The sequence below is a fragment of the Aeromicrobium sp. P2_G6 genome (assembly GCF_056403535.1).
Window position 1 is genome coordinate 73,243 of sequence record NZ_JBFUFH010000002.1, and the last position, 22,280, is coordinate 95,522.

The 22,280-nt window shown below is 69.2% G+C and carries 20 protein-coding genes; 9 read left to right on the plus strand and 11 right to left on the minus strand.

The genetic code is table 11. The features are described 5' to 3' along the window. Positions 1–87 precede the first annotated feature (87 nt). Genes alc through AC1DVU_RS06770 form a run of 5 tightly spaced genes read right to left on the minus strand, consistent with a single transcriptional unit; the run spans position 88 to position 4,993 of the window. Entirely contained in the window at positions 88–1,095 is a 1,008-nt protein-coding gene (alc, locus tag AC1DVU_RS06750) for an allantoicase (RefSeq protein ID WP_476921664.1), read from the minus strand. After that, positions 1,092–2,447 (minus strand): allantoinase AllB, encoded by a 1,356-nt coding sequence (gene allB, locus AC1DVU_RS06755; RefSeq protein ID WP_476921665.1) that lies wholly within the window; start codon positions 2,445–2,447, stop codon positions 1,092–1,094. The genes alc and allB overlap by 4 nt, the downstream gene beginning before the upstream one ends. A gap of 3 nt (positions 2,448–2,450) precedes the next feature. Continuing rightward, on the minus strand, positions 2,451–3,356 hold the full coding sequence (gene pucL, locus AC1DVU_RS06760; RefSeq protein WP_476921666.1) for a factor-independent urate hydroxylase: 906 nt from the start codon (positions 3,354–3,356) through the stop codon (positions 2,451–2,453). 4 nt (positions 3,357–3,360) lie between these two features. Beyond that, positions 3,361–3,693, minus strand: a complete 333-nt coding sequence (gene uraH, locus AC1DVU_RS06765) for a hydroxyisourate hydrolase (RefSeq protein ID WP_476921667.1) — start codon at positions 3,691–3,693, stop codon at positions 3,361–3,363. Positions 3,694–3,730: 37 nt separating this feature from the next. Next, positions 3,731–4,993, minus strand: a complete 1,263-nt coding sequence (locus tag AC1DVU_RS06770) for a DUF6986 family protein (RefSeq protein WP_476921668.1) — start codon at positions 4,991–4,993, stop codon at positions 3,731–3,733. A 37-nt stretch (positions 4,994–5,030) separates the two neighbouring features. Between AC1DVU_RS06770 and uraD the strand changes: the two genes are divergently transcribed. Continuing rightward, positions 5,031–5,531: a 2-oxo-4-hydroxy-4-carboxy-5-ureidoimidazoline decarboxylase gene (gene uraD / locus AC1DVU_RS06775; RefSeq protein ID WP_476921669.1), complete on the plus strand. Its 501-nt coding sequence runs from the start codon at positions 5,031–5,033 to the stop codon at positions 5,529–5,531. Here the strand turns inward: uraD and AC1DVU_RS06780 are convergent. Continuing rightward, complete coding sequence (locus AC1DVU_RS06780; RefSeq protein WP_476921670.1) at positions 5,503–7,695, minus strand: malate synthase G; 2,193 nt, start codon at positions 7,693–7,695, stop codon at positions 5,503–5,505. The two genes, uraD and AC1DVU_RS06780, sit on opposite strands and share 29 nt — an antisense overlap. Before the next feature lie 326 nt (positions 7,696–8,021). Here AC1DVU_RS06780 and AC1DVU_RS06785 point away from each other — a divergent pair, with 326 nt between their 5' ends. The 5 genes from AC1DVU_RS06785 to AC1DVU_RS06805 all read left to right on the plus strand — a co-directional run bounded on the left by AC1DVU_RS06785 (position 8,022) and on the right by AC1DVU_RS06805 (position 14,268). Further along, positions 8,022–9,455, plus strand: coding sequence for a xanthine dehydrogenase small subunit (locus tag AC1DVU_RS06785; RefSeq protein ID WP_476921671.1), 1,434 nt, complete (start codon positions 8,022–8,024; stop codon positions 9,453–9,455). Then, the gene (xdhB, locus tag AC1DVU_RS06790; protein ID WP_476921672.1) at positions 9,452–11,875 is read left to right on the plus strand and encodes a xanthine dehydrogenase molybdopterin binding subunit; all 2,424 of its coding nucleotides are present in this window, start codon (positions 9,452–9,454) and stop codon (positions 11,873–11,875) included. The genes AC1DVU_RS06785 and xdhB overlap by 4 nt, the downstream gene beginning before the upstream one ends. Then, complete coding sequence (gene xdhC, locus AC1DVU_RS06795) at positions 11,872–12,699, plus strand: xanthine dehydrogenase accessory protein XdhC (RefSeq protein WP_476921673.1); 828 nt, start codon at positions 11,872–11,874, stop codon at positions 12,697–12,699. Before xdhB ends, xdhC begins: the two co-directional genes overlap by 4 nt. Positions 12,700–12,769: 70 nt before the next feature. After that, complete coding sequence (locus AC1DVU_RS06800) at positions 12,770–13,801, plus strand: Gfo/Idh/MocA family protein (protein WP_476921674.1); 1,032 nt, start codon at positions 12,770–12,772, stop codon at positions 13,799–13,801. Next, positions 13,798–14,268 (plus strand): heme-degrading domain-containing protein, encoded by a 471-nt coding sequence (locus tag AC1DVU_RS06805; protein WP_476921675.1) that lies wholly within the window; start codon positions 13,798–13,800, stop codon positions 14,266–14,268. Before AC1DVU_RS06800 ends, AC1DVU_RS06805 begins: the two co-directional genes overlap by 4 nt. A 2-nt stretch (positions 14,269–14,270) precedes the next feature. Here AC1DVU_RS06805 and AC1DVU_RS06810 read toward each other — a convergent pair whose 3' ends face one another. Further along, positions 14,271–14,924 carry a TetR/AcrR family transcriptional regulator gene (locus AC1DVU_RS06810; RefSeq protein ID WP_476921676.1) on the minus strand — a complete coding sequence of 218 codons (654 nt, stop codon included), beginning with the start codon at positions 14,922–14,924 and terminating at the stop codon, positions 14,271–14,273. A gap of 56 nt (positions 14,925–14,980) precedes the next feature. Here AC1DVU_RS06810 and AC1DVU_RS06815 point away from each other — a divergent pair, with 56 nt between their 5' ends. Genes AC1DVU_RS06815 through AC1DVU_RS06825 form a run of 3 tightly spaced genes read left to right on the plus strand, consistent with a single transcriptional unit; the run spans position 14,981 to position 18,169 of the window. After that, positions 14,981–15,667 (plus strand): class II aldolase/adducin family protein, encoded by a 687-nt coding sequence (locus AC1DVU_RS06815; RefSeq protein WP_476921677.1) that lies wholly within the window; start codon positions 14,981–14,983, stop codon positions 15,665–15,667. Next, positions 15,664–16,614, plus strand: a complete 951-nt coding sequence (locus AC1DVU_RS06820) for a carbohydrate kinase family protein (protein WP_476921678.1) — start codon at positions 15,664–15,666, stop codon at positions 16,612–16,614. The genes AC1DVU_RS06815 and AC1DVU_RS06820 overlap by 4 nt, the downstream gene beginning before the upstream one ends. A 43-nt stretch (positions 16,615–16,657) precedes the next feature. Continuing rightward, on the plus strand, positions 16,658–18,169 hold the full coding sequence (locus AC1DVU_RS06825) for a flavin monoamine oxidase family protein (protein WP_476921679.1): 1,512 nt from the start codon (positions 16,658–16,660) through the stop codon (positions 18,167–18,169). Positions 18,170–18,232: 63 nt separating this feature from the next. Here the strand turns inward: AC1DVU_RS06825 and AC1DVU_RS06830 are convergent, their stop codons facing one another. The 4 genes from AC1DVU_RS06830 to AC1DVU_RS06845 form a co-directional block, all read right to left on the minus strand. Next, a complete protein-coding gene (locus AC1DVU_RS06830; RefSeq protein WP_476921680.1) occupies positions 18,233–19,039 on the minus strand; it encodes an ABC transporter permease in 807 nt (268 codons plus the stop codon). Next, the gene (locus tag AC1DVU_RS06835; protein WP_476921681.1) at positions 19,036–19,959 is read right to left on the minus strand and encodes an ABC transporter ATP-binding protein; all 924 of its coding nucleotides are present in this window, start codon (positions 19,957–19,959) and stop codon (positions 19,036–19,038) included. Before AC1DVU_RS06835 ends, AC1DVU_RS06830 begins: the two co-directional genes overlap by 4 nt. 102 nt (positions 19,960–20,061) lie before the next feature. Further along, entirely contained in the window at positions 20,062–20,799 is a 738-nt protein-coding gene (locus AC1DVU_RS06840; RefSeq protein WP_476921682.1) for an SDR family NAD(P)-dependent oxidoreductase, read from the minus strand. 7 nt (positions 20,800–20,806) lie between these two features. Then, positions 20,807–22,273 carry an aldehyde dehydrogenase family protein gene (locus AC1DVU_RS06845; protein ID WP_476921683.1) on the minus strand — a complete coding sequence of 489 codons (1,467 nt, stop codon included), beginning with the start codon at positions 22,271–22,273 and terminating at the stop codon, positions 20,807–20,809. Positions 22,274–22,280 lie beyond the last annotated feature (7 nt).

Below are 22,280 nucleotides of genomic sequence, written 5' to 3' on the forward strand. Positions count from 1 at the left end.
CCTCCGTTCACACCCCGATGGGAGCGACGTTGCAACGTGTCACGACCTGTGTCAATGCCCCGATCGGAGGATCTCGGCCCGCGAGGGTCAGCGGTCGGTGAAGGCCTCCAGAAGTCGCTGGTACGCCTCGGGCTCGATCTCGCCCCACACGCGCAGGCGGGAGATCCCCCCGTCGGGATAGACATCCAGCCTCACGAGCTCGACCGGGTCGGATGCGTCCAAGACCAGGACGTGGCGGGTGTCGGGCAGCACCTGGCGCCGCGTCACGAGCGGGATCCACGACGAGGGCTCGTCGAGATCCTCATGGTTCGTGATGCCGACGAGCTGGACCTCGCCGGGTGCGTTGCCCACGAAGTAGGACGTGTCGATCTCCACCCGGCGTACGCTGCCCCGGCTCGCCAGGGCGACCGTGAGGTGATCGTTGCCGTCGTCCCGGCGCCGGGCGTTCTCCCAGCCCTCGCCCATGCTGCGGGCGCGTCCGGGCAGGAGCACGTGGTCAGGAGCGGAGTAGAAGCGATTGGAGCAGTCGACGACCGTCCCGCCGTTCTCCAGCGCCGCGAGGTCGATCGTCCCGCTGAGCAGGCGAGGATCGGGCACCACCTCCCCGTGGACACGGAGTCGCGCGACACCTCCGTCGGGATAGATCGTCAGGCGTACGTGGGTGTAGCGGTGGGGATCGTCGACCGGGTAGAGGTTCTCGGTGTCGCCCTGCGCCGGGCTCTTGGCGACGAGCGTCGTCCATGACGCGGCGTGCAGCACTTCGGGGCTCACGATGTCGTCGATCTCGGCCGCCTCGATCGAGATGTACGGCGGGTAGTTGCCGGTGAACCACGCGGTGTCGACCACGACACCGTGAACCACGCCCGGAGCGCCGAGCCTGACGATCGCCTGATCGTGCTCGCCGCCGTCGCGCCGCCGCCGCGTCTCCCATCCGTCGTAGACCTTGCCCTTGTGGCCGAACTCCGCTGCTGAGAACGTCGACGGCTCCGGCTTGATGAGGTTCTCTCGCTGGGCGAACAGCTCATCGCTGGCCCAGACGACACTGCCGGCCAGGAGCCGGGACGCCAGGTCGGGATGATCGCGGAAGTCGGTCATGGGTTTCCTCTGCTCAGTAGGTGCCCGCGCGGTTGGGTGTCGGTCGTTCGTGGGCCGAAGATCGGGACTCCTCGCAGCCAGGTCTGCCTGATCGTGCCGGAGAGCCGGCGGCCGTCGTAGGCGCAGACCGCGTTGCGGTGCAGCAGCTGCGCGGCATCGACGGTGAAGACGTCGTGAGGGGCGAAGAACGAGAAGTCCGCGTCGGCGCCCACCTCGAGTCGTCCCTTCGTTCGCAGCCCAGCCCGGTCGGCCGGAGCCTGCGCCATCCACCGAGCAACGTCGGTGAGCTCGTGCCCCCGGCGGTGTGCCTCGGTCCACACCAGCGACAGCCCCAGCTGAAGGGACGAGATGCCGCCCCATGCGAGGCCGAAGTCGCCGGAGTCCAGTCGCTTCAGCTCGGGCGTGGACGGCGAGTGGTCGGAGACGATGAAGTCGATGTCGCCGGCGCGAAGTGCGTGCCAGAGCCGGTCGCGGTTGTCGGCCTCGCGTATCGGCGGGCAGCACTTGAACTGGGTGGCGCCGTCAGGGATGTCCTCAGCGGTCAGGACGAGGTAGTGCGGGCAGGTCTCCGCCGTGAGTCGTACGCCGTCCTGCTTGGCCGACCGGATCATCGGGATGGCGTCGGAGCTCGAGAGGTGAAGGATGTGCGTACGGGCACCGGACCGCTTCGCCTCCTCGATGACGTGGGCTATCGCGAGGTTCTCAGCCTCGCGTGGTCGCGAGTCGAGGAATGTCCGGTAGTCGGTGCCCTGGGCGGGCGGGGCGTGGTCGATCGTGGCGGCGTCCTCGGCGTGCACGATCAGCAGGCCGTCGAAGGCGGCGATCTCGTCCATGGCCGCGCCCAGCTGGTCGGCGTCCAGGTGGGGGAACTCGTCGACCCCCGAGTGCAGCAGGAAGCACTTGAAGCCCATGACGCCGGCATCGTGGAGCTCGCGCAGCGTGCCGAGGTTGCCCGGGACCGCGCCGCCCCAGAACCCGACGTCGACATGGACCTGCGGCCGGGCGGTCTGCTGCTTGAGGTGGAGCGCCTCGACATCGCAGGTTGGCGGGATGCTGTTGAGCGGCATGTCGACCAGGGTCGTGATGCCACCCGCGGCGGCGGCGCGCGTCGCGCTGCTGAATCCTTCCCACTCGCTACGCCCCGGATCGTTGATGTGGACGTGCGTGTCGACGAGACCCGGCATCAGGACCTCGTCGTCCGCCAGGTCGATCACGAGCCGCGCGTCATCGGCGATCGCCGAGTCGAGGTCCTCCACCGCCGCGATCACGCCGTCGCGGATGCCGACGGCCCTGGGGCCGGAGCCCTCGGGGGTGATGGCTGTCGCGGCCCGGACGACGAGATCGAAGGTCATCGCTCAGCAGAACGCCGGTACGGCGGTCCAGGCGTCGCCGGGCGGGGGCGCATCGTCGCGGACGACGCTGGCCTCGATGAGCCCGTACGGCCGGTCCGCTGCGATGAACACCGCGCCGGGATTGTCGGTCCCGAACGGTGACAGGTCGACGAGGAAGTGGTGCTTGTTGGGCGCCGAGAACTTGATCTCCGCGACCTCCGGATGCTGCTCGAGCACGGCCTTGCCCATGCCGTAGAGCGTCTGCTGCAGCGCGAGGCTGTGGATCGTGGCGAACTGCTCCAACAGGATCGTCTTGATGGATGCGTGTGCGGCGTCCCAGTCGACGTCCGTGTGCGCGTAGCGCCACCTGGCCACGAGGGACGTGGCGAGGATGCGGTCGTCGGTCTCCTGAAGGGTCGTGTACTCGTCCTTGAGGAACCCCCGGAACTCCGAGCCGGTGGTCTTGGCCACGACCAGGTCGCCGACCCCGGAGATGACGTGCGTGCGTGCGTCCGCATTTCGGCCCTCGATCGTGACGATGGTGTTGCGGATGCCCTGCCCGCCGCGGACGAACGAGTGGTCATGCCCGGTGCCGCCCACCGGGATGCGGTCCCAGTGATACTCCTCGACGATGACGCGAGCGCCGGTCGCGTGGGGAGTCTGGTGCACGAGGTGCTCGCCGAGCGTCCGCGCATACTCCTCGATCGAGGTGAGCGGTTTCTGCTTGGCGAATGCGAACGCGGTGTTCTTCTGGGTGTCGGTCGGCAGGACCGCCGACTGGTCCCCGGTGACATGGGCGTCCTCGAAGTCCCCGCGCAACGCGGTTGAGACGTTGAGGTCGCGGATCTCGTGGCGCGCCGTGTCGCGGAAGACGCGAACGACGCGGGACTCGGCCTTGCCGTACTGATTGGGTCCAAGCGAGATGGCCACGAGATCAGACTCCTCGATACGTCGAGTACGCGTAGGGGCTCAGGAGCAGCGGTACGTGATAGGGCCACTCGCCGTCGACCACGGTGAACGTGACGCTGATCGAGGGATAGAAGCTCGTCTGGCCCGTCCGCGCGAAGTAGTCCGTCGGGTCGAACGTCAGGCGGTACGTCCCGGCGCCCGGCAGGTCGGGGGTGAGCTCGCGGACCCGGCCGTCCTCGTCGGTCGTGGCATGCGCGACATACGTCGCCCCGTCGTCGACCTGCTCCAGCGTTACCGGGATGCCGTCGCCGGGACGGCCCAGCGTCGCGTCGAGCACGTGGGTGGTGACTCGGGACATGACCTCAGCGCCTTCCGGTTCGCGTCATGGCCCGAGCCTACGACGCATCCGGGCCGGTGAGGCGCTTCGCGAGATGCGCGAGGGTCGCGATGTCCGGAGCCCCGGCGGCTGCGAGGGACTCCGGTGTCGCGGCCCCGCAGTCGAGTGCTCGCAGGATGAACTGCGCCAGCGCTCTGGCGGTCGCCGGCTCGTCCATCACTCCGGAGGCGGCGTCCGACAGGTAGTTCGTCAGTCGCCGGATCGCCGTCGGCAAGCCCTCGTCCATGAACGCGAACACCGCGGCGTAGCGCGTGACGAGCTGCGCCGGGTGGAGATCCCAGCCCTGGTAGATCCCGCGCTCCAACGAGCGCCGGACCAGTCGCGCATGCAGGGCCCAGGCATCGCGAACCTCCTCGGTCGTCCCGACCGGGAGCACGTTGGTCGAGCCGTCCGACATGAAGACGCCCGTGCCGGCGACCGCCACATGCATCGTGGCCTTCGCGTGATCGGCAACCGGGTGCTCCATGCTCTGGAACGCGGGCGCGATGCCCGACGCGGCGGCGTAGTCGTACGTCCCGTAGTGCACGCCGGTGCACCGCCCGGCCGCTGCGTGGATCATCGGCGCCACCGTCGCGCGTCCGTCGGGGCCGAGGATGCTCTGCGAGGTCTCGATCTGGAGCTCGAACAGCAGCGTGTGCGGGTCGAGGCCGTACGCACGTTCGAGCACCTCGCAGGTCTCGACCATGGCCTGCACCTGGGCGACCGAGGTCACCTTCGGCAGTGTCACGACGAAGCCGTCGGGGAGGCCGCCGGTCGCGGCGAGGCCGCGGACCACGATGTCGAGGGTGCGCAAGCCGCGCTCACGGGTGTGCGCCTCGAGCGACTTGAACCGGATGCCGATGTGCGCCGGTCCCGTCGGCAGCTGCGCGACGGTGCGGATGACGTCGACAGTGTCTGCGGCATCGGCGTCCTCGTCGTCCGAGGCCGGACGGTAGCCGTCCTCGAAGTCGATGCGCAGGTCCTCGATCGGCTGATCCGTGAGCTTGCGGGTCACCCGCTGGACGAGGTCGCCCGACGGCGACGACAGGTTGAGGGCCTCGAGCAGGACGTCAGAGCCGTGGGTGTCCAGGGCGAGCAGCGCGTCCTGCGACCACGTGTGGATGACCTCGGCGTTGGACCGATTCGCCGGCACATAGACGGTGTGCAGCGGTTGACGTACGCCACGATCCCCCGGGTAGTGCTCGGCGAGGAGGGCGTCCGCATCACGGAGTCGCTCCGCGGCAGTCGTCAGCAGCTGGGCCAGTACGTCTTCGTCAGGCATGGTGTCACCCTCCTCGGGGAACCCTATTGTGTTGCGGATGAACACGACACGTCTGCTCGACGGCATCAATGCCCGCGCGGACTGGGTCGGTGCCGAGCTCGAAACGGTCTGCACCAGCAAGGAATGGCAGCGGCGTCTCATCGACGGCGGTCCCTACGTGAGCGCCGATGCCGTCTACGCGCGGTCCGACGAGGCGGTCGCGGGACTGTCGGCCGACGACTTCGACGAGGCCCTGGCCGGGCACCCGAGGATCGGCGAACGCGCGCAGGACGGTCACAGCGCGTTGTCTGCGTCGGAGCAGAGTGGCATGAGCTCGGCGACCGATGAGCTGACGCGCCTCATGCGCGCAGGGAACCTCGAGTACGAGGAGCGGTTCGGCCGGGTCTATCTCGTGTGCGCGACCGGCCTGAGTGCGCACGAGCTGTATGCGCGCCTGATGACCCGCCTGGACAATGACGACGCGACGGAGGACCGGGTCGCGCGGGGCGAGCTCGCGAAGATCAACCGACTCAGGCTTCGCCGGCTCCTGGAGGAGTGACGGCTTTCTTGGCGCGACGTCCTGCGTGGAGGATCGGCTCGGTGTAGCCGCTGGGCTGCGTCGTGCCCTCGAGGATCAGTCGCCGGGTCGTCTGGAACGCGATGCCCTCGAATCCCGGCGCCATCGGCTCGTAGCCCGGCTCGCCGGCGTTCTGGCCGTCGACGACCTCGGCCATACGCCGCAAGGTGGCCTCAACCCGCTCGATGTCGACCACTCCATGCCGGAGCCAGTTGGCCACGTGCTGCGACGAGATGCGGCAGGTTGCCCGGTCCTCCATCAGCTGAACACCATGGATGTCGGGCACCTTCGAGCAACCGATGCCGGCGTCGATCCAGCGGACGATGTAGCCGAGCGCACCTTGGATGTTGTTGTCGAGCTCGGCCTGGATGTCGTCGTCGGACCACGACGAGGGGTCGCCGAGCGGGATCGTCAGGAGCGCGTCGAGAGGGCCGCGAGCCCGTTGCGAGATCTCGGCCTGACGGGCTGCGACGTCGACCCGGTGGTAGTGCGTCGCGTGCAGCGTGGCGGCGGTGGGGGACGGGACCCAGGCGCACGAGGCGCCCGCCTCCGGGTGCTGGATCTTCTGGGCCAGCATGTCGCGCATGCTGTCGGGCGCCGCCCACATGCCCTTGCCGATCTGGGCCCGGCCGCGCAGCCCGCACGCCAGGCCGATGTCGACGTTCGAGTCCTCGTACGCCGAGATCCACGGCTGGGCCTTCATGTCCGCCTTGCGCACCATCGGCCCCGCCACCATCGCCGTGTGGATCTCGTCGCCGGTCCGGTCGAGGAATCCGGTGTTGATGAACACGAGCCGATCCCTAGCGGCGTGGATGCACGCGGCGAGGTTGAGCGTCGTGCGCCGCTCCTCGTCCATGATGCCGACCTTGAGTGTCCGCGGTGGCAGCCCGAGCACGTCCTCGACCCCCTCGAACAGCCGAACCGTGAAGTCGACCTCGGCGGGGCCATGCATCTTGGGCTTGACGATGTAGATCGAGCCGGTTGCGGAGTTGCGCCGCTGCGTGTTGCCCTTCAGGTCGTGGATTCCGCCGAGCGCCGTCATGAGCGCGTCGAGGATGCCCTCGGGAACCTCGTGCCCGTCGCGGTCGAGGATCGCGTCGGTCGTCATCAGGTGACCAACGTTGCGGACCAGCATCAGGGACCGTCCGGGGATTGTGGAGGTCTCGCCGGTGACCGTCGTGAACTCCCGGTCGGGGTTCAGCGCTCGCACGAACGTCGTCCCGCCCTTGGTCACCTCGGCCGTGAGCGTGCCCTTCATGAGCTGGAGCCAGTTGCGATAGCCGAGCACCTTGTCGGCCGCATCGATCGCGGCCACCGAGTCCTCGAGGTCCATGATCGTCGTGACGGCCGATTCCAGCACGATGTCGCTCACCCCGGCCGGATCGGTGGCCCCCACGGGATGCCCGCGATCGACCTGGATCTCGATGTGGAGGCCGTGGTGCACCAGCAGCACCGCCTCGGGCGCCGACGTCGAGCCGCGGTGTCCGACGTACGCCGTGGGATCGGCCAGTCGTGCCGACCGTTCGTCGCCCAGGCCCACCAGCAGGCCGTCGCCGTCGACCTCGTACCGGACGGCGTCGCGATGGCATCCGCCGGCGAGAGGCACCGCGACGTCCAGGAACTCACGACCCCAGGCGATGACCTGCTCACCTCGCTTGGGGTTGTACGCCGGGGTGACGGCCAGCTCGCCGTCCGTGTCGATCGCGTCTGTCCCGTACAGCGCGTCGTACAGCGATCCCCACCGCGCGTTCGCGGCGTTCAGGGCGAATCGCGCGTTGAGCAGCGGGACGACGAGCTGCGGACCCGCGAGCGTCGCGATCTCGGCATCAACGCCCTCGGTCGAGATCTGGAAGTCCTCCGGCTGGTCGGCGAGATAGCCGATGCTGCGGAGGTGTTCCTCCTGCGCGACTGTGTTGGTCGGGTCAACCGAGTCTGCGCTCCAGTAGTCGTCGATGGCCGTCTGCAGGGCTTCCCGGCGCTGCAGGAGCTCGCGGTTCTCGGGGACGAGTCGGTGGATCAGCGCGTCTGCTTCGAGCCAGAACCTCTCCTCGTCGAGGCCGGACCCGGGCAGGGCCTCGTCAGCAACGAAGCGGTGCAGGACAGGGTCGACCGAGAGATCCCCGACGGCGATCCGGGACTGCGTCATGGTGGGCTCATTTCTGCTATGGACTCGTACTCACCGTTGACTTAGCATGACCGCAAGTCGGACCTGACCGAAAGACTGAGCGGAAGGAGCCCACATGGTCGAGCACCAGATCCTTCCTGCGGACCTCCGCAAGTATGCGCACGAGTCCGCCTGGACCCGCGGCTGCGTGGCTCACGGAGCAAGAACCGCACAGCGCTGATTTCGCTGCCGCACGCCCTCGTCCGCGCACGAGCGCACCTTGGGGTGACGGCGCCCACGCTGGAAACCCGGCCGCGGCTTGAGCCGCCAACCCTCCGGTCGACCCCTATCGAGGACCCTTGATTCCCATGTCGAAGAACACCGCCACCGTCAACGGGGTGGCGCTGCCGCTCGAGCTGACCCATGCCCACGCCTCAGCCCTCGACTGGCTGCGGGACCAGGGACTGACAGGTGCCAAGGAAGGCTGCGCCGAGGGTGAGTGCGGGGCTTGCTCGATCATGGTCGCTCGGCCGGGCCTTGAGACGCCCACCGAGTGGGTGGCGCTGAACGCCTGCCTGGTGCCGGCCGCGACGCTCCTGGGGCAGGAGGTCGTCACGTCGGAGGGGCTGGGAACGCCGGCGGCGCTGCACCCGGTGCAGCGTGAGATGGCGGTGCGCGGTGGATCGCAGTGCGGCTACTGCACGCCGGGATTCGTGTGCAGCATGGCCGCGGAGTTCTACCGCGCCGATCGTCAGTCCGGCGCCGACGGCGTACCGGATCACGGCCCCAACGGGTTCGACCTGCACGCCTTGAGCGGCAACCTGTGTCGCTGCACCGGATACCGGCCGATCCGCGACGCCGCGTACGCCCTGGGCGAGCCGGCCGCCGACGATGACATCGCGCTTCGTCGGGACCTGCCGCCGCCAAGCGTGACGCCCGGACGTGTCTTCGGGATCGGCGGCGAGCTGGTCCGGCCGTCGAGCCTTGCTGGGACCCTCGACCTGCTCGCCGAGAACCCCGATGCGGTGCTGGTGGCCGGATCGACGGATCGTGGGGTCGAGGTCAACCTGCGTGGCGACCGGCCGGCCCTCACGATCGCCATCGATCGCCTCACCGAGCTGCGTCAGCTCGAGGTCGGACCGGCGTCTGTCGAGATCGGTGCGGCCCTCAGCCTCACGGAGATCGAGCGCATGCTCGGCGGTGCGATCCCGCTGCTTGACCAGATGAACCCGCAGTTCGCCTCCCGGCTGATCCGCAACAGCGCGACGCTGGGTGGCAACCTCGGGACCGGGTCACCCATCGGTGACGCACCTCCGGCCCTGCTCGCGCTCGATGCGACGGTCGTGCTGGCGTCACGTGGCGGCGACCGTGAGGTGCCGCTGGCCGACTACTTCACGGGTTATCGGCAGAGCGTGCGGCGGCCCGACGAGATCATCCGGTCGGTTCGCGTGCCGATGCCGGTCGCCCGGATCACCGCGTTCCACAAGATCGCCAAGCGTCGGTTCGACGACATCTCGAGCGTCGCGGTCGGCTTCGCCGTCGAGGTGGAGGACGGACACGTGTCCCGGGCCCGAATCGGCCTCGGGGGAGTGGCCGCGACCCCGATCCGGGCGCGCGCCACGGAGGACGCGTTGGCGGGCATGCCGTGGACTCGAGAGACCGTGGAGTCGGCCTCGGCGGTCCTCGCCGGAGAGGGCACCCCGCTCGACGACCACCGCGCGAGCGCGCGCTATCGCACCGCGATGCTCGGCACCGCATTGCGAAAGCTGTACGCCGAGCACGAGGCGGGTGAGCCGGCATGACGGCACTTTCGGACCGCCCGGTCGGCGCCACGGTCGGGATCCCGCTCGAGCACGAGGCGGCAGCCCTGCACGTCACGGGCGAGGCGCTCTACACCGATGACCTCGTGCCGCACACCAAGAACGTGCTGCATGCCTGGCCGGTGCAAGCACCGCACGCCCACGCCCTGGTCACCCGCCTGGAGACCGCTCCGGCGTACGAGGTGCCCGGCGTCGTACGAGTCCTCACAGCCGCAGACGTCCCGGGCCACAACGAGGCCGGCGTGAAGGGCGATGAACCGTTGTTCCCGTCCGAGGTCATGTTCTGGGGCCACGCGGTCTGCTGGGTCCTCGGGGAGACCCTTGAGGCCGCGCGCCTCGGTGCGGCTGCCGTCGTCGTTGAGTACGAGCCCTTGCCCTCGGTGCTGACGCTGGCCGAGGCCATCGAGCTCGGCTCGTTCCAGGGCGGACAGCCGACCGTCACCCGTGGCGACGTCGAGACCGGTCTCGCCACCTCCGTGCACGTGTTCAGCGGCGAGCTCGACCTCGCGGGGCAGGAGCACTTCTACCTTGAGACGCACTGCTCGCTCGCCCAGGTCGCGGACGACGGCACGATCTTCGTCCAGAGCAGCACGCAGCACCCCTCGGAGACGCAGGAAATTGTCGCCGAGGTGCTCGGGATCCACAGTCACCAGGTCGTGGTGCAGTGCCTCCGGATGGGCGGCGGGTTCGGCGGCAAGGAGATGCAGCCGCACGGCTTCGCGGCGATCGCGGCCCTCGGGGCTCGCCTGACCGGCCGGCCCGTACGACTGCGGCTCAACCGCACGCAGGACATCACGATGTCGGGCAAGCGCCACGGCTTCCACGCGCAGTGGCGCGTGGGCTTCGACCCCGACGGAATGCTGCAGGCGCTCGACGTGACATTGACGTCCGACGGCGGATGGAGCCTCGACCTGTCCGAGCCGGTCCTGGCTCGCGCGCTCTGTCACGTCGACAACGCCTACTGGATCCCGCACGTCCGGGCCAACGGCCGCATCGCCAAGACCAACAAGACCTCGCAGACCGCGTTCCGCGGCTTCGGCGGGCCGCAGGGCATGCTCGTGATCGAGGACATCCTGGGCCGATGCGCTCCGCTGCTGGGCCTCGACCCGGCCGACCTCCGCAGCCGCAACTTCTACCGCGACGGCCACGCGACGCCGTACGGCCAGCCGGTCCGTCACCCCGAGCGGCTGGCGCGGGCCTGGGACCAGGTCCGCGACGACAGCGACTTCATGGCGCGCTCGGCGGCGATCGAGGAGTTCAATGCCGAGCACGAGCACGTCAAGCGTGGCCTGGCGATCACGCCGGTGAAGTTCGGCATCGCGTTCAACTTCACGGCGTTCAACCAGGCTGGCGCCCTCGTCCACGTCTACAAGGACGGTTCGGTCCTCATCAACCACGGCGGGACCGAGATGGGGCAGGGGCTGCACACCAAGATGCTGCAGGTGGCCGCGACCACGCTGGGTGTCCCGCTGGCCAAGGTGCGCCTCGCGCCGACGCGTACGGACAAGGTGCCCAACACGTCGGCCACTGCGGCCAGCTCCGGTGCTGACCTCAACGGCGGGGCGATCAAGAACGCGTGCGACCAGATCTTGGCCCGACTGCGGCCCGTCGCAGCCAAGGTCACCGGGGTCCCAGAGGCCGAGGTGCGGTTCGTTGACGGAATGCTCGCCGGTGTCTCGTGGGGCGAGATCGTCCGGCTCGCCTACTTCGATCGCATCCAGCTGTGGGCCGCCGGCTACTACCGCACCGCGGGCCTGCACTGGGACTCGTCGACCATGACGGGGGAGCCGTTCAAGTACTTCGCGTACGGGGCTGCCGCTGCCGAGGTCGAGGTGGACGGGTTCACCGGCGCCTACCGAACCCGTCGGGTCGACATCGTGCACGACGTGGGTGACTCGCTCTCGCCGCTGATCGACCTCGGACAGATCGAGGGTGCGTTCGTCCAGGGCGTCGGCTGGCTGACGCTCGAGGACCTCCGTTGGGACGTGGGCGACGGGGAGAGCCGGGGGCGCCTCGCGACGCAGGCGGCGAGCACGTACAAGCTGCCGAGCTTCTCGGAGATGCCGGAGGAGTTCAACGTGTCCCTGCTGCCCAACGCCACCGAGGACGGTGCGGTCTACGGATCCAAGGCGGTCGGTGAGCCGCCGCTGATGTTGGCGTTCTCGGTCCGCGAGGCGCTGCGGCAGGCTGCGGCGGCGTTCGGGCCACGCGGACTGAGTGTGGAGCTCGCCTCGCCGGCGACCCCCGAGGCGGTGTTCTGGGCCGTCGAAGCGGCACGCGCGGGCCACGACGGATCGCCGCACGTGGGTTATCCCGGCGACGTACCCGACCAGCCCGAAGGGCCGCCGCTGCGGCCCCGGTCGGAGCGGGCGCAGCACGAGCTCGAGGAGTCGGACGCATGAACTGGCTGAGGGCCGTCGAGCACCTAAGGGACGCGCGCGTCCCCGGAGTCCTGGTGACGTTGACGCAGGTACGCGGTCACGCCCCGCGTGCCGTCGGGGCCAAGATGGTCGTCACGGCGGAGGAGACGTGGGACTCGATCGGTGGTGGCAACCTCGAGGAGGTGGCCATCGCGGCGGCCAGGTCCCTCATCGCGCGAAGAAGCGCCGACGTGGAGACGCACACGATCCAGCTCTCGGACAAGGCACCGCTGCAGCACGGCGTGCAGTGCTGCGGCGGTGAGGTGACGGTGCTGCTCGAACCGCTCGCCGTGGTTCCGTCGGTGGCGATCTTCGGCTTGGGGCATGTCGGCCTCGAGCTGGCTCGCATCCTCAGCCGACACGACCTGGACCTGCACCTCGTGGACTCCCGGGCAGACCAGCTCACCCCGAGCCGGCTGGCGCCGCTCGACGACGCCATCGCACGCGTGCACGTGCACAATCACCCGATCCTCCCCGAGCTGGTCCTCGGCGAGCTGCCGCCGGGCTCGCACGTCCTGATCATGACCCACGACCATGCGGAGGATGCAGCGTTGTGTGATGCCGCCGTGCGCGCCTCCCACCTCGCGTCGATCGGGCTCATCGGCTCGGCGGCCAAGTGGGCGCGCTTCCAGCGCAAGCTCGCCGACGAGGGGCATCGGCCGGAGGACATCGCCCGCATCGTGACCCCTATCGGGTTGGGTGACATCCGAGGCAAGGACCCGGCCACGATCGCCGTCAGCGTGGCGGCCGCGTTGCTGCGGCAGTTCGAGCAGGAGTCCGCCCCGTCTGCCCGAGTCGTGCCCTGAGTGGGCACCGCACCGGTGCTGCTTCACTTGACCTTGGCACCCACCTCGACGCCCAAGGAGCACTGATCACATGGACCCGGTCAAGATCGGACTGGTCGGCTACGGCTTCGGCGGCAGGTACTTCCACGCCCCGCTGATCGCATCGGCGCCGGAGTGCGAGTTCGTCGGTGTCGTGACGACGTCGGCCGAGCGGCGCGGTCTCGTGGCAGAGGAGCACCCGGGCGTCGGGCTGTTCGACTCGCTCGAGGCGTTGGCGGCTGCCGGTGCCGAGGCAGTGAGCATCTCCACGCCGGCCGACACGCACTCGGACCTCACGGACGAGGCGATCGGGCTGGGCTTGTCGGTCGTCTGCGACAAGCCCTTCGCCCTGGACCCCGCCGCGGCCCGCCGTTCCGTTGAGCTTGCCGCTGCGCGCGGGGTCACGTTGAGCCCGTACCAGAACCGTCGGTGGGACTCCGACTTCCTGACCGTCTGCGCTCTGGTCGATGACGGGACGCTGGGAGAGGTCAGCAGGTTCGAGTCGAGGTTCGAGCGATACGCGCCGGAGAACGGTCCAGGTGCGTCCGGCGGTGGCACCCTGCTCGACTTCGGCGCGCACCTCGTCGACCAGGCACTCGTCCTGCTGGGCCCGGTGGAATCCGTGTACTCGGAGTCCCGCACCCGCGAGACCGGCCTCGACGACGATGTCTTCGTGGCACTGAGCCACACCAGTGGCGGCGTCTCGCACCTGTGGGGAAGCTGGAGCCAGTACGCCTCGGGTCCGCGCTTCCGGGTCACCGGCTCAGAGGCGTCGCTGATCGTCACGACGGGCGACACGCAGGAGGCGGCACTGATCGCTGGTGTGAGCCCGTCGACGAGTCCCACTTGGGGCGCCGAGATCGCATCCGACCTCGACCGGGTCTTCACGGTGAAGGGCTCGGTGGCGGTCACGCTCAAGCCTGGAGCGTGGGACACCTACTACCCGACGTTCGCCAGAGCCGTACGCGGCGAGGGCCCACCGCCGGTCGAGGCAGCCGATGCGGTCGCGACGGCAGACGTCCTCGAGGCGGCCCGCATCAGCGCCGCGACCCACGAGACCGTACGGCCGGGAGCAGCTGCATGACCGGCCGGGAGCTGCTCGACGAGCTCGAGGCCCAAGAGGCGCGACTCGTCTTCGACCGCTTCGACGAGCAGACGGCCTGGGATGTGGGAGTCGCCCTGCGCGACGCGGGACTTGCTGCCGGGCTGCCGATCGCGATCTCGATCCGGCGCAACGGTCAGGAGCTCTTCCATGCTGCGCTGCCCGGCGCATCGGCCGACAACGACGGCTGGCTCGCACGCAAGAGTGCTGTCGTCGATCGCTACGGCCGATCGTCGCTTCGCGTCGGCGAGGAGTTCCGGGTTCGCGGCGGGTCGTTCGACGAGGACTCGCGGCTCGACGTGAACCGTTACGCGGCGCACGGCGGCGCGTTCCCGATCCTGCTGCGGGGGACTGGCTGCGTCGGCACCGTGGCAGTCTCAGGCCTGCCGCAGCTGGAGGACCACCGGCTCGTCGTCGAGACGCTCGAGGCCGTGCTCGGAACCGCCTGACCTCAGGCCGACTTGAACCGGGTGGTGATGCTGGCGACGTAGCTGCGCAGCATCGTCTTCGCTTCCGCCATCAGGTCGGCATCGCCGGAGTCGCTGTTGCGGAACGCCTCCTGCGTGATGGCGTCCGAGGCCAGCATGGCCGCGTGGCAGACCGTGCCGAGCTCGGGAGCGTCGCCGGCGATCTCCTGCGAGATGAGGATCTGGCGCAGGCCTTCGGCCATGACGCGCTTGTGCGCACGGTCGGCCTCGCGAAGGTTCTCCGACAGCAGCCCACCGAACCAGATCGCCCGCAGGCTCGCGTCGGTGCGGTAGAGGTCGGTGTAGACGTCGAACAGCATGCCGACCGGATCGGCCCACTTGTCCGTGCGCGACTGGGCGACCAGGTCGTCCATGAGCGACTCGAACCGGGTGAGGCAACGAGCCGCCAGGGCATCGAACAGCGCCTCCTTGTCGGGGAAGTAGCGGTAGATCGTGCCCACCGCGATGCCGGCCTCGGCCGCGACCCGCGTGGTCGTCACGGCATTGGCGCCACCGCGTGCCAGCAGTCGGTCGGCCGCGTCAACGGTCTGCTCGATCTTGGCCTGGCTGCGCATTTGCTGCGGGGCGTTGCGCAAACGTGACTGCCATGCGGGTTCGACCGAGACGGGGGCGCTCATCAAAAATCTCCGACCAAAATAGCGAAAGTGAATTCTCTTTCATGTATCTTACACGGATGCAGAGCACCTCAGCGGTGGACGAGCTGCGTGGCGAGATCGCCGCAGCATGCCGACGCCTTGCCGGCGACGGGCTCGTCATCGGTACGGCCGGCAATGTCAGCGCCCGCGTCGACGACCTCATCGCGATCACGGCCACGGGTGCGGCCTTCGAGCAGATGACCGCCGAGCAGGTCTCGGTCGTCGACCTGACGGGCAGGGTGGTGCTGGGCTCGCTGGCGCCGACGTCGGAGCTCGAGCTTCACCTCGGCATCTACCGCGACTTCGGAGCGGGTGCTGTCGTTCATACCCACGCCCCCATGGCGACGGCGGTCGGCTGCGTCGTCGACCTGCTGCCGTGCGTTCACTACCAGATGCTGCTGCTCGGCGGCGATGTCCGCGTCGCCCCCTACGCCACGTTCGGGACTCCCGAGCTCGCCGCGAACGTCCGCGCTGCACTCGCGGGACGCCCCGCCGCCCTGATGGCCAACCACGGCGCCGTCACTTACGCGGATGACCTGGCCAAGGGCGTCGAGCTGGCGCTGCTGCTCGAGTGGGCGTGCACGGTCTACTGGCACGCCGCAGCGATCGGGACCCCTCGCACCCTCGACGCCGAAGCGCAGACCGCCGTCATCGATGCCGCCATCCAACGGGGATACGGCAGCAGCCGACCAGCCGACGCGCACCAAGAGAAGGACTCCGCATGACCGACAACGACATGACCGTGATCGCGATGGGCGTGCACGTCCTGGACGTCCTCGTCCGCCCCGTCGAGGAGATCCCCGAAGGCCAGGGCGGCCAGCTGGTCGAGCAGATCAAGATGACGGCTGCAGGCTCCGCCGGTGGCACCGCTCTCACCCTGGCCAAGCTCGGGGCAACGGTTCACAGCGCGGGCGCGATCGGCGCCGATCCGATCGGTGACCTCCTGCTGACGCTGCTCGAACGCGACGGCGTGGACACCTCGATGCTCGTACGCCGTGACGGCGAGCAGACGTCGTCGAGCGTCCTGCCGATTCGACCGGACGGTTCACGACCGGCGTTCCACGTCATCGGCGCCAACGGCACGTACGGCCCCGACGATGCTCCGTGGGACGCCATCGCCTCCGCGACGCACCTTCACCTGGGTGGCCCGGAGTTCATGGGCGGCGAGGCTGCGGCGAAGATCCTCGCCTTCGCGCGCGAGCGCGGCGTCGTGACCTCGGCAGACTTCCTGGCTCCCGGCGAACCCGGCCTGCTCGACTGGATCGCGCCGGCACTGCCGCACCTGGACTACGTGCTCCCCAACGAGGAACAGGTGCTCGGCTTCACCAGCACGACCGACCTGATCGATGGCTGTCGCAAGCTGATCGAGCTCGGCGTGGGCTGCGTCGCCGCGACCGCCGGCGCCGACGGAGCGATCGTGGTCGACGCGACCTCCGAGACCAGGGTCCCGGCGTTCGCCGTCGACGTCGTCGACACGACCGGCTGCGGAGACGCCTTCTCCGCCGGATTCCTGCGCGGCCTGTCCCTCGGACGTACGCCTGCCGATGCCGCCACCCTCGGCTGCGCCGCGGCCGCCCTGGTGGCCGGTGGCCTCGGCAGCGACCACGGCGCATTCGACCTCGCCGCGGCCCTCGAGTTCACCCAGACCGAGCTGTTGGAAGCAACGAGCTGATCGATCCACTCCCACTCCCTCTCAGAAGCCAGGCAGGTTCCGCATGAATGACGACATCACCACTGCAAGCGGCGCCGGTGCGCCCAGCCGCCGCACGGTCCTGCGTGGCCTGACGATCGGCGGCGTGGTCGCCGCTTCAGGACTGAAGTGGACGTCATCCGCCGAGGCGGCGACCCTGCAGGGATCGCTGCCCGCCTCGGTCGACGTGGTGGTCGTCGGAGGCGGCCTCTCCGGACTCGTCGCAGCTCGCCAGCTCCGTGCTGCGGGCAAGTCGGTGCTGGTCCTGGAGGCGCGGGACCGGGTGGGCGGCCGCATCCTCAACCACACGCTCTCCGGAGGCTCGGTCATCGAGGCCGGTGGCGCGTTCGTCGGACCGACCCAGGACCACATCCTCGGGTTGGCCAAGGAGGTCGGCGCCACGACGTTCAAGGAGTACGTCGCGGGGGAAAACGTCTACGTCACCAACAACCAGCCGCCGCAGCGCTTCACCGGCACGGTCCCTCCTGACCCGCTGATCCTGGCTGACGCCGCTCTCCTCCAGCTGCGCATCGACCAGATGGCCGCGGCGACGCCGATCGACAAGCCCTGGACGCGCAAGGACGCGCAGGTTCTCGACAGCATCTCGGTGGACACCTGGCTGCGCCAGAACTCGGTCCTGCCGCAGGTACGTACCTTGTTCCTGAGCTACCTGCAGCCGACGTTCGGCTCCGACGGCCTCGACGTGTCGATGCTGTTCTTCCTCTGGTACATCGCCGGCGCGGGCAACGAGACCAACGTCGGCACGTTCGAGCGCTCGTCGGACACCGCGAACGGGGCGCAGGACTCCCGGTTCGTGCTCGGCAGCCAGATCGTCCCCCTGCGGGTCGCCGCCGATCTCGGCGACGCGGTCGCCCTCAATGCCGCTGTCCGCAAGATCGAGCAGAGTGCCGACCAGGTGACCGTCACCAGCGACCGGGGCACGGTGCGCGCCAAGCGGGTCATCGTCGCGTGCCCGCCGCCGATGGTCCTGGGGATCGACTGGTCTCCTCCGCTGCCGCCTCGTCGTGAGCAGCTGCTCCACCGGATGCCGATGGGTGCGCTGATGAAGTGCGACGCGGTGTACGCCAAGCCGTTCTGGCGCGACAGCGGGCTCTCGGGCTTCGGCCTCTCCGACAGTGGGGCCGTCCGGGTCTGCTTCGACAACAGTCCCGCGGACAGCTCGGTCGGCGTCCTGCTGGCATTCGTCGGCGGGTCCAACTGGAACAAGTACGGCAACATGTCGCTCGCCGACCGGCGCACGGCGGTCCTCGAGGGATTCGCCAAGCTGCTGGGGCCGGCCGCGCTCAACCCGATCGAGTACACCGAGCACGACTGGACCCACGAGCAGTGGACGACCGGCGGGCCCGTGGCGGTCCAGGTGCCCGGCGCGCTGACGACCTTCGGCGACACGATCCGTACGCCGTTCCAGCGGGTCCACTGGGCCGGCACCGAGACGTCGACCTACTGGGCCGGCTTCATGGACGGCGCCGTGCGCGCCGGCAAGCGAGCCTCGCGGGAAGTCCTCGACCTTCTGTGACCCACACAGAGAGCCCCTGACCAGCAGGAATGCTGATCAGGGGCTCCTGAGGGAGGGTGCGCGCTACTTCACCTCGGACCGCATCAGGGACCAGAGGCCGAACGCCATGGGTGCGATCAGCCAGACCACGCCGGTGACGGCGAGGTTGGCCCACTGCTCGGCGTTCAACGACCCGTTGAACAGGGCGCCCTGGGCGTAGTTGAAGTCGACCCACGGCTGCAGGTTGGCGAACCAGTCCTGAGTCGCCGCCAGGACCTCGGTGATGGCCGTCAGTGCGAACGAGTAGACGAAGTAGGCGACGATCGCGGCTGACGAGTTGCGGATCACGACACCGAGCATGAAACCGACCAGCATCCCGAGGACCTGGGCGAGCACGATGTTCGCCAGGTCGACGAAGCCGGCGTCCCAGACCGGGTCGATGCCGAGGATGGCCGAGCCGGCGACGGTGCCGACCGCGCCGATCGCCATGGCGATGAGCATCGACACGACACTGATCCCGACGGTCACGGCGGACTTGGCGGCGATCGCCCTGCTCCGGTGCGGCACGAGCGTGAAGGTCGTGAGCCCACTGCGTTGGCTCCACTCGCTCGTCACGGACAACACGGCGACCATCGGCAGGATGATGGCCATCGGGAAGCCGATCGCGGTGGCGAACGTCGAGTAGGTGAGCTCGGAGTCCGGTGCCCACAGCAGTACGGCGCCGGTGGCGAGCAGGGAGGCGATGCCGATGCTCGCCATGAGCCAGAATCCGGCCCGTGTGTCGAAGCACTTGCGCAGTTCGACGGAGAAGAGCCGCGTGAACGGGATGGGTCGTGGTTCAGGCCTTTCGACCCGGGCCGTGGTGATGGGCTCGGCGGTCATCGTGCTCATGCTGCTGCTCCTTCGGTGATGGTCTCGCGTTGGGTGTCGGCGGTGAGCTCGAGGAACATCTCCTCGAGGCCTGCGCCATCGGCGGGTCGCAGCTCGAGGAGCGGGACGCGCGCATCGAGGGCGACCTTGCCGACGAGCTCGGTGTCGGCCTCGACCCGCAAGACGTCGTCGCCTCCGGTCGCGGCACTGGCCGTGTACGTGATGCCGGATGCGGACAGCGCCTGCGCGAGTGTCACGACGTTGTTCGTACGCACGAGGGTGCCGGCCGTGGCAAGCAGCTCGGACTTGGCGCCCTGGGCGACGATCCGGCCGTTGCCGATGACCACGAGGTCGTCCGCGATGACCTCGATCTCGTGCAGCAGGTGCGACGACAGCAGCACGGTGGCGCCTTGGTTGGCATACCCCCGCAGCAGGTCGCGCATCCAGCGGATACCCGCCGGGTCGAGACCGTTGGCCGGCTCGTCGAGGATCAGGACCTCGGGCTCGCCGAGCAGCGCGGTGGCGATGCCGAGCCGCTGCCGCATGCCGAGTGAGTAGTTGCGGACGCGACGGTCGGCCTCGCTCGGCGTCAGGCTGACGAGCTCGATCATCTCGTCGACCCGCGACGCGGGGAGGCCCATCGTGCGCTGGGCGACGGTGAGGATCTCGCGACCGGTACGTCCGGCGTGCTGGGCTGAGGCGTCGAGGAGCACGCCGACCTCGAGGCCCGGGTTGGGCAGGTCGCGGAAGTGGCGGCCGCACACGGTGACGTGACCGGAGGTGGCCGGCGTCAGGCCGACCATGACCCGCATGGAGGTGGACTTCCCGGCACCGTTGGGGCCGAGGAATCCGGTGACCCGGCCGGGCCGAGCCGTGAAGGTGACGTCGTCGACGGCCGTGAAGCCGCCGTATGTCTTGGTGAGGGAATCGACTGTGATCATGGACCCACTGTCGGTGCCACCGGCGCCCTGGCACATCAGGGAAGTCGCGAGCCGCACCCCGTACGCACCCCTGAGCTGACCCTGAGGCCGGCCCCTACGTCGTCAGTACGCCGTGTAGCCACCGTCGACCGGCAGCACGGCGCCGGTGACATAGCTCGACTCGGGCGAAGCCATGAAGAGGACCGCGTCGGCCACCTCCTGGGGTGTCGCGAGCCTGCGCAGGGGAATCGCCGACTCGCGCATGCGCCTGTACTCCACTGGATCGGGCTGGCGCTCGAACGATGCCTCGATGATCTCGGTGGAGGTCAGACCTGGCGCGACGACGTTGACCCTGATCCTGCGGTCGGCCAGCTCGATCGCCGCCCCTCGCGCCAGCGCGATCAGCCCGCCCTTGGCGGCGGAGTACATCGTCTCTTCCGGCTTGCCGACCATGCCGAGGCGTGAGCTGACGCAGACGATCGAGCCGCCGCCGTCCGGCAGCAGCGGGATCGTGTGCTTCATGACCGTGAACGCGCTGAGGAGATTGCCGTGCAGCACATCCTGGGCATCGGCCAGCTCCATGTCGACGATGCGGGCACTGACCTGCCGGCCGTGACACAGGACCACGATGTCCAGGTGGCCACCGCAGTGCTGCGCGGCGCGACCGGCCAGGTCGCGGACGAAGTCCTCGTCGTTGAGGTCGCCGCTCACATACAGATCGCCGTCGTCAGGCTTGGCGAGCTCCGGCTTCCGACCGGTCAGGACCAGGCGCGCGCCCTCCCGGCTGAGTGTCTGGGCGACAGCCGTGCCGATGCCGCTCGTCGCGCCGGTCACCAGCGCGTTCAGCCCCTCGAGCCGCATGTGCCGGTCAGCCGGCCAGGTTGATGATGGTGTTCTTGGGCTCGGTCATGGCCTCGACCGCGAACTGCACGCCTTCGCGACCGATGCCGGAGCCCTTGAACCCGCCGAACGGCATCGAGTCGATTCGCAGGTCGCTCGTGCCGTTGACGACGACCGCGCCGCTGAGCAGCTGGGCCGAGACCGTGAACGCGGTCTGGACAGATCGGGTGAACACACCCGCCTGGAGTGCGTACTCGCCGCTGTTGGCCGCGGAGACTGCGTCGGCGAGGTCGTCGAACGGGATGATCGTGACGACCGGCCCGAAGACCTCGTCCGTGAGGATCTGGGCGCCTTCGGCCACGTCCGTGAGGATCGTGGGCTTGTAGAAGGCACCCGTACGGGTCCCGCCGATCTGGATGACGGCCCCGTCGGCGGCAGCGCTGTCGACCCAGTCCTCGACGCGTCGGGCCGCGGACTCGTCGATCAGGGGACCGATGTCGGTGTCGGGATCCATCTTGCTGCCGACTTTGAGGCGACGCGTGGCGTCGACGGCCTGGCTGAGGAAGTCCGCATAGATGGACGCGTCGACATAGACGCGCTGCACAGACAGGCAGTTCTGTCCTGCGACCCCGAAGGCGCCGGCGACAACCGCCTCGACGGCGCCTGCGAGGTCAGCGTCGTGGCACACGATCGTCGGGTTGTTGCCCCCGAGCTCCATCAGCATCTTGCGGGGACCTGCTGCTGCCGTGATCTTGGCGGCAGTGCTGGGTCCACCGGTGAACGACACGACAGCGACTCGTTCGTCCGTCACCAGCGACTGGCCGGTGTGCGCGCCGCCGCAGATCACCGCGATGCGCCGTGCCGGCACACCGGCAGACACCAGCAGGTCGACGAAGGCCAAGGCGGTCAGCGGCGTGTGGTCCGAAGGCTTCAGGACCACCCCGTTGCCACCGATGAGCGCCGGCCCGACCTTGTGCGCGACGAGGTTGAGCGGATCGTTGAACGACGTCAGCGCAGCCACCACGCCCACAGGCTCGCGGGTGAACCAACCGATCTTGTCCCGTCCGTTGCGGCTGGCCTCGAACGGGATCGTCTCTCCCTTGAGGAACACCCCGGCCTCGGAGGACAGGCGCAAGGTCTCCGTGCAGCGCGCCACCTCACGGCGTGCCTCGGCCAGGGTCTTGACGCCCTCCGACGCGATGAGGTGGGCGAACCGGGTGGACTGCTCCTGCATCAGGCGCGCGGCCTCGCGGAGGCTCTCGCTCCGCGCCCACAAGGGCCAGTCCTCGTTGAGCACCGACTCGTGAACCCCGGAGACCGCGGCGGCGACATCAGCCGGCGAGGAGTCCGCGACGTATGCCAGCAGTCGACCGTCCTCCGGGTCGGTGACCGGCACCGTCAGGTCGTCGCGCTGCCACACACCATCGATGAAGGCGCCCCCGGGCATCGTGAGCGCAGGCTCCTCGGTCATCACGCACTGTTCCGATGTCGACATCGCGGCG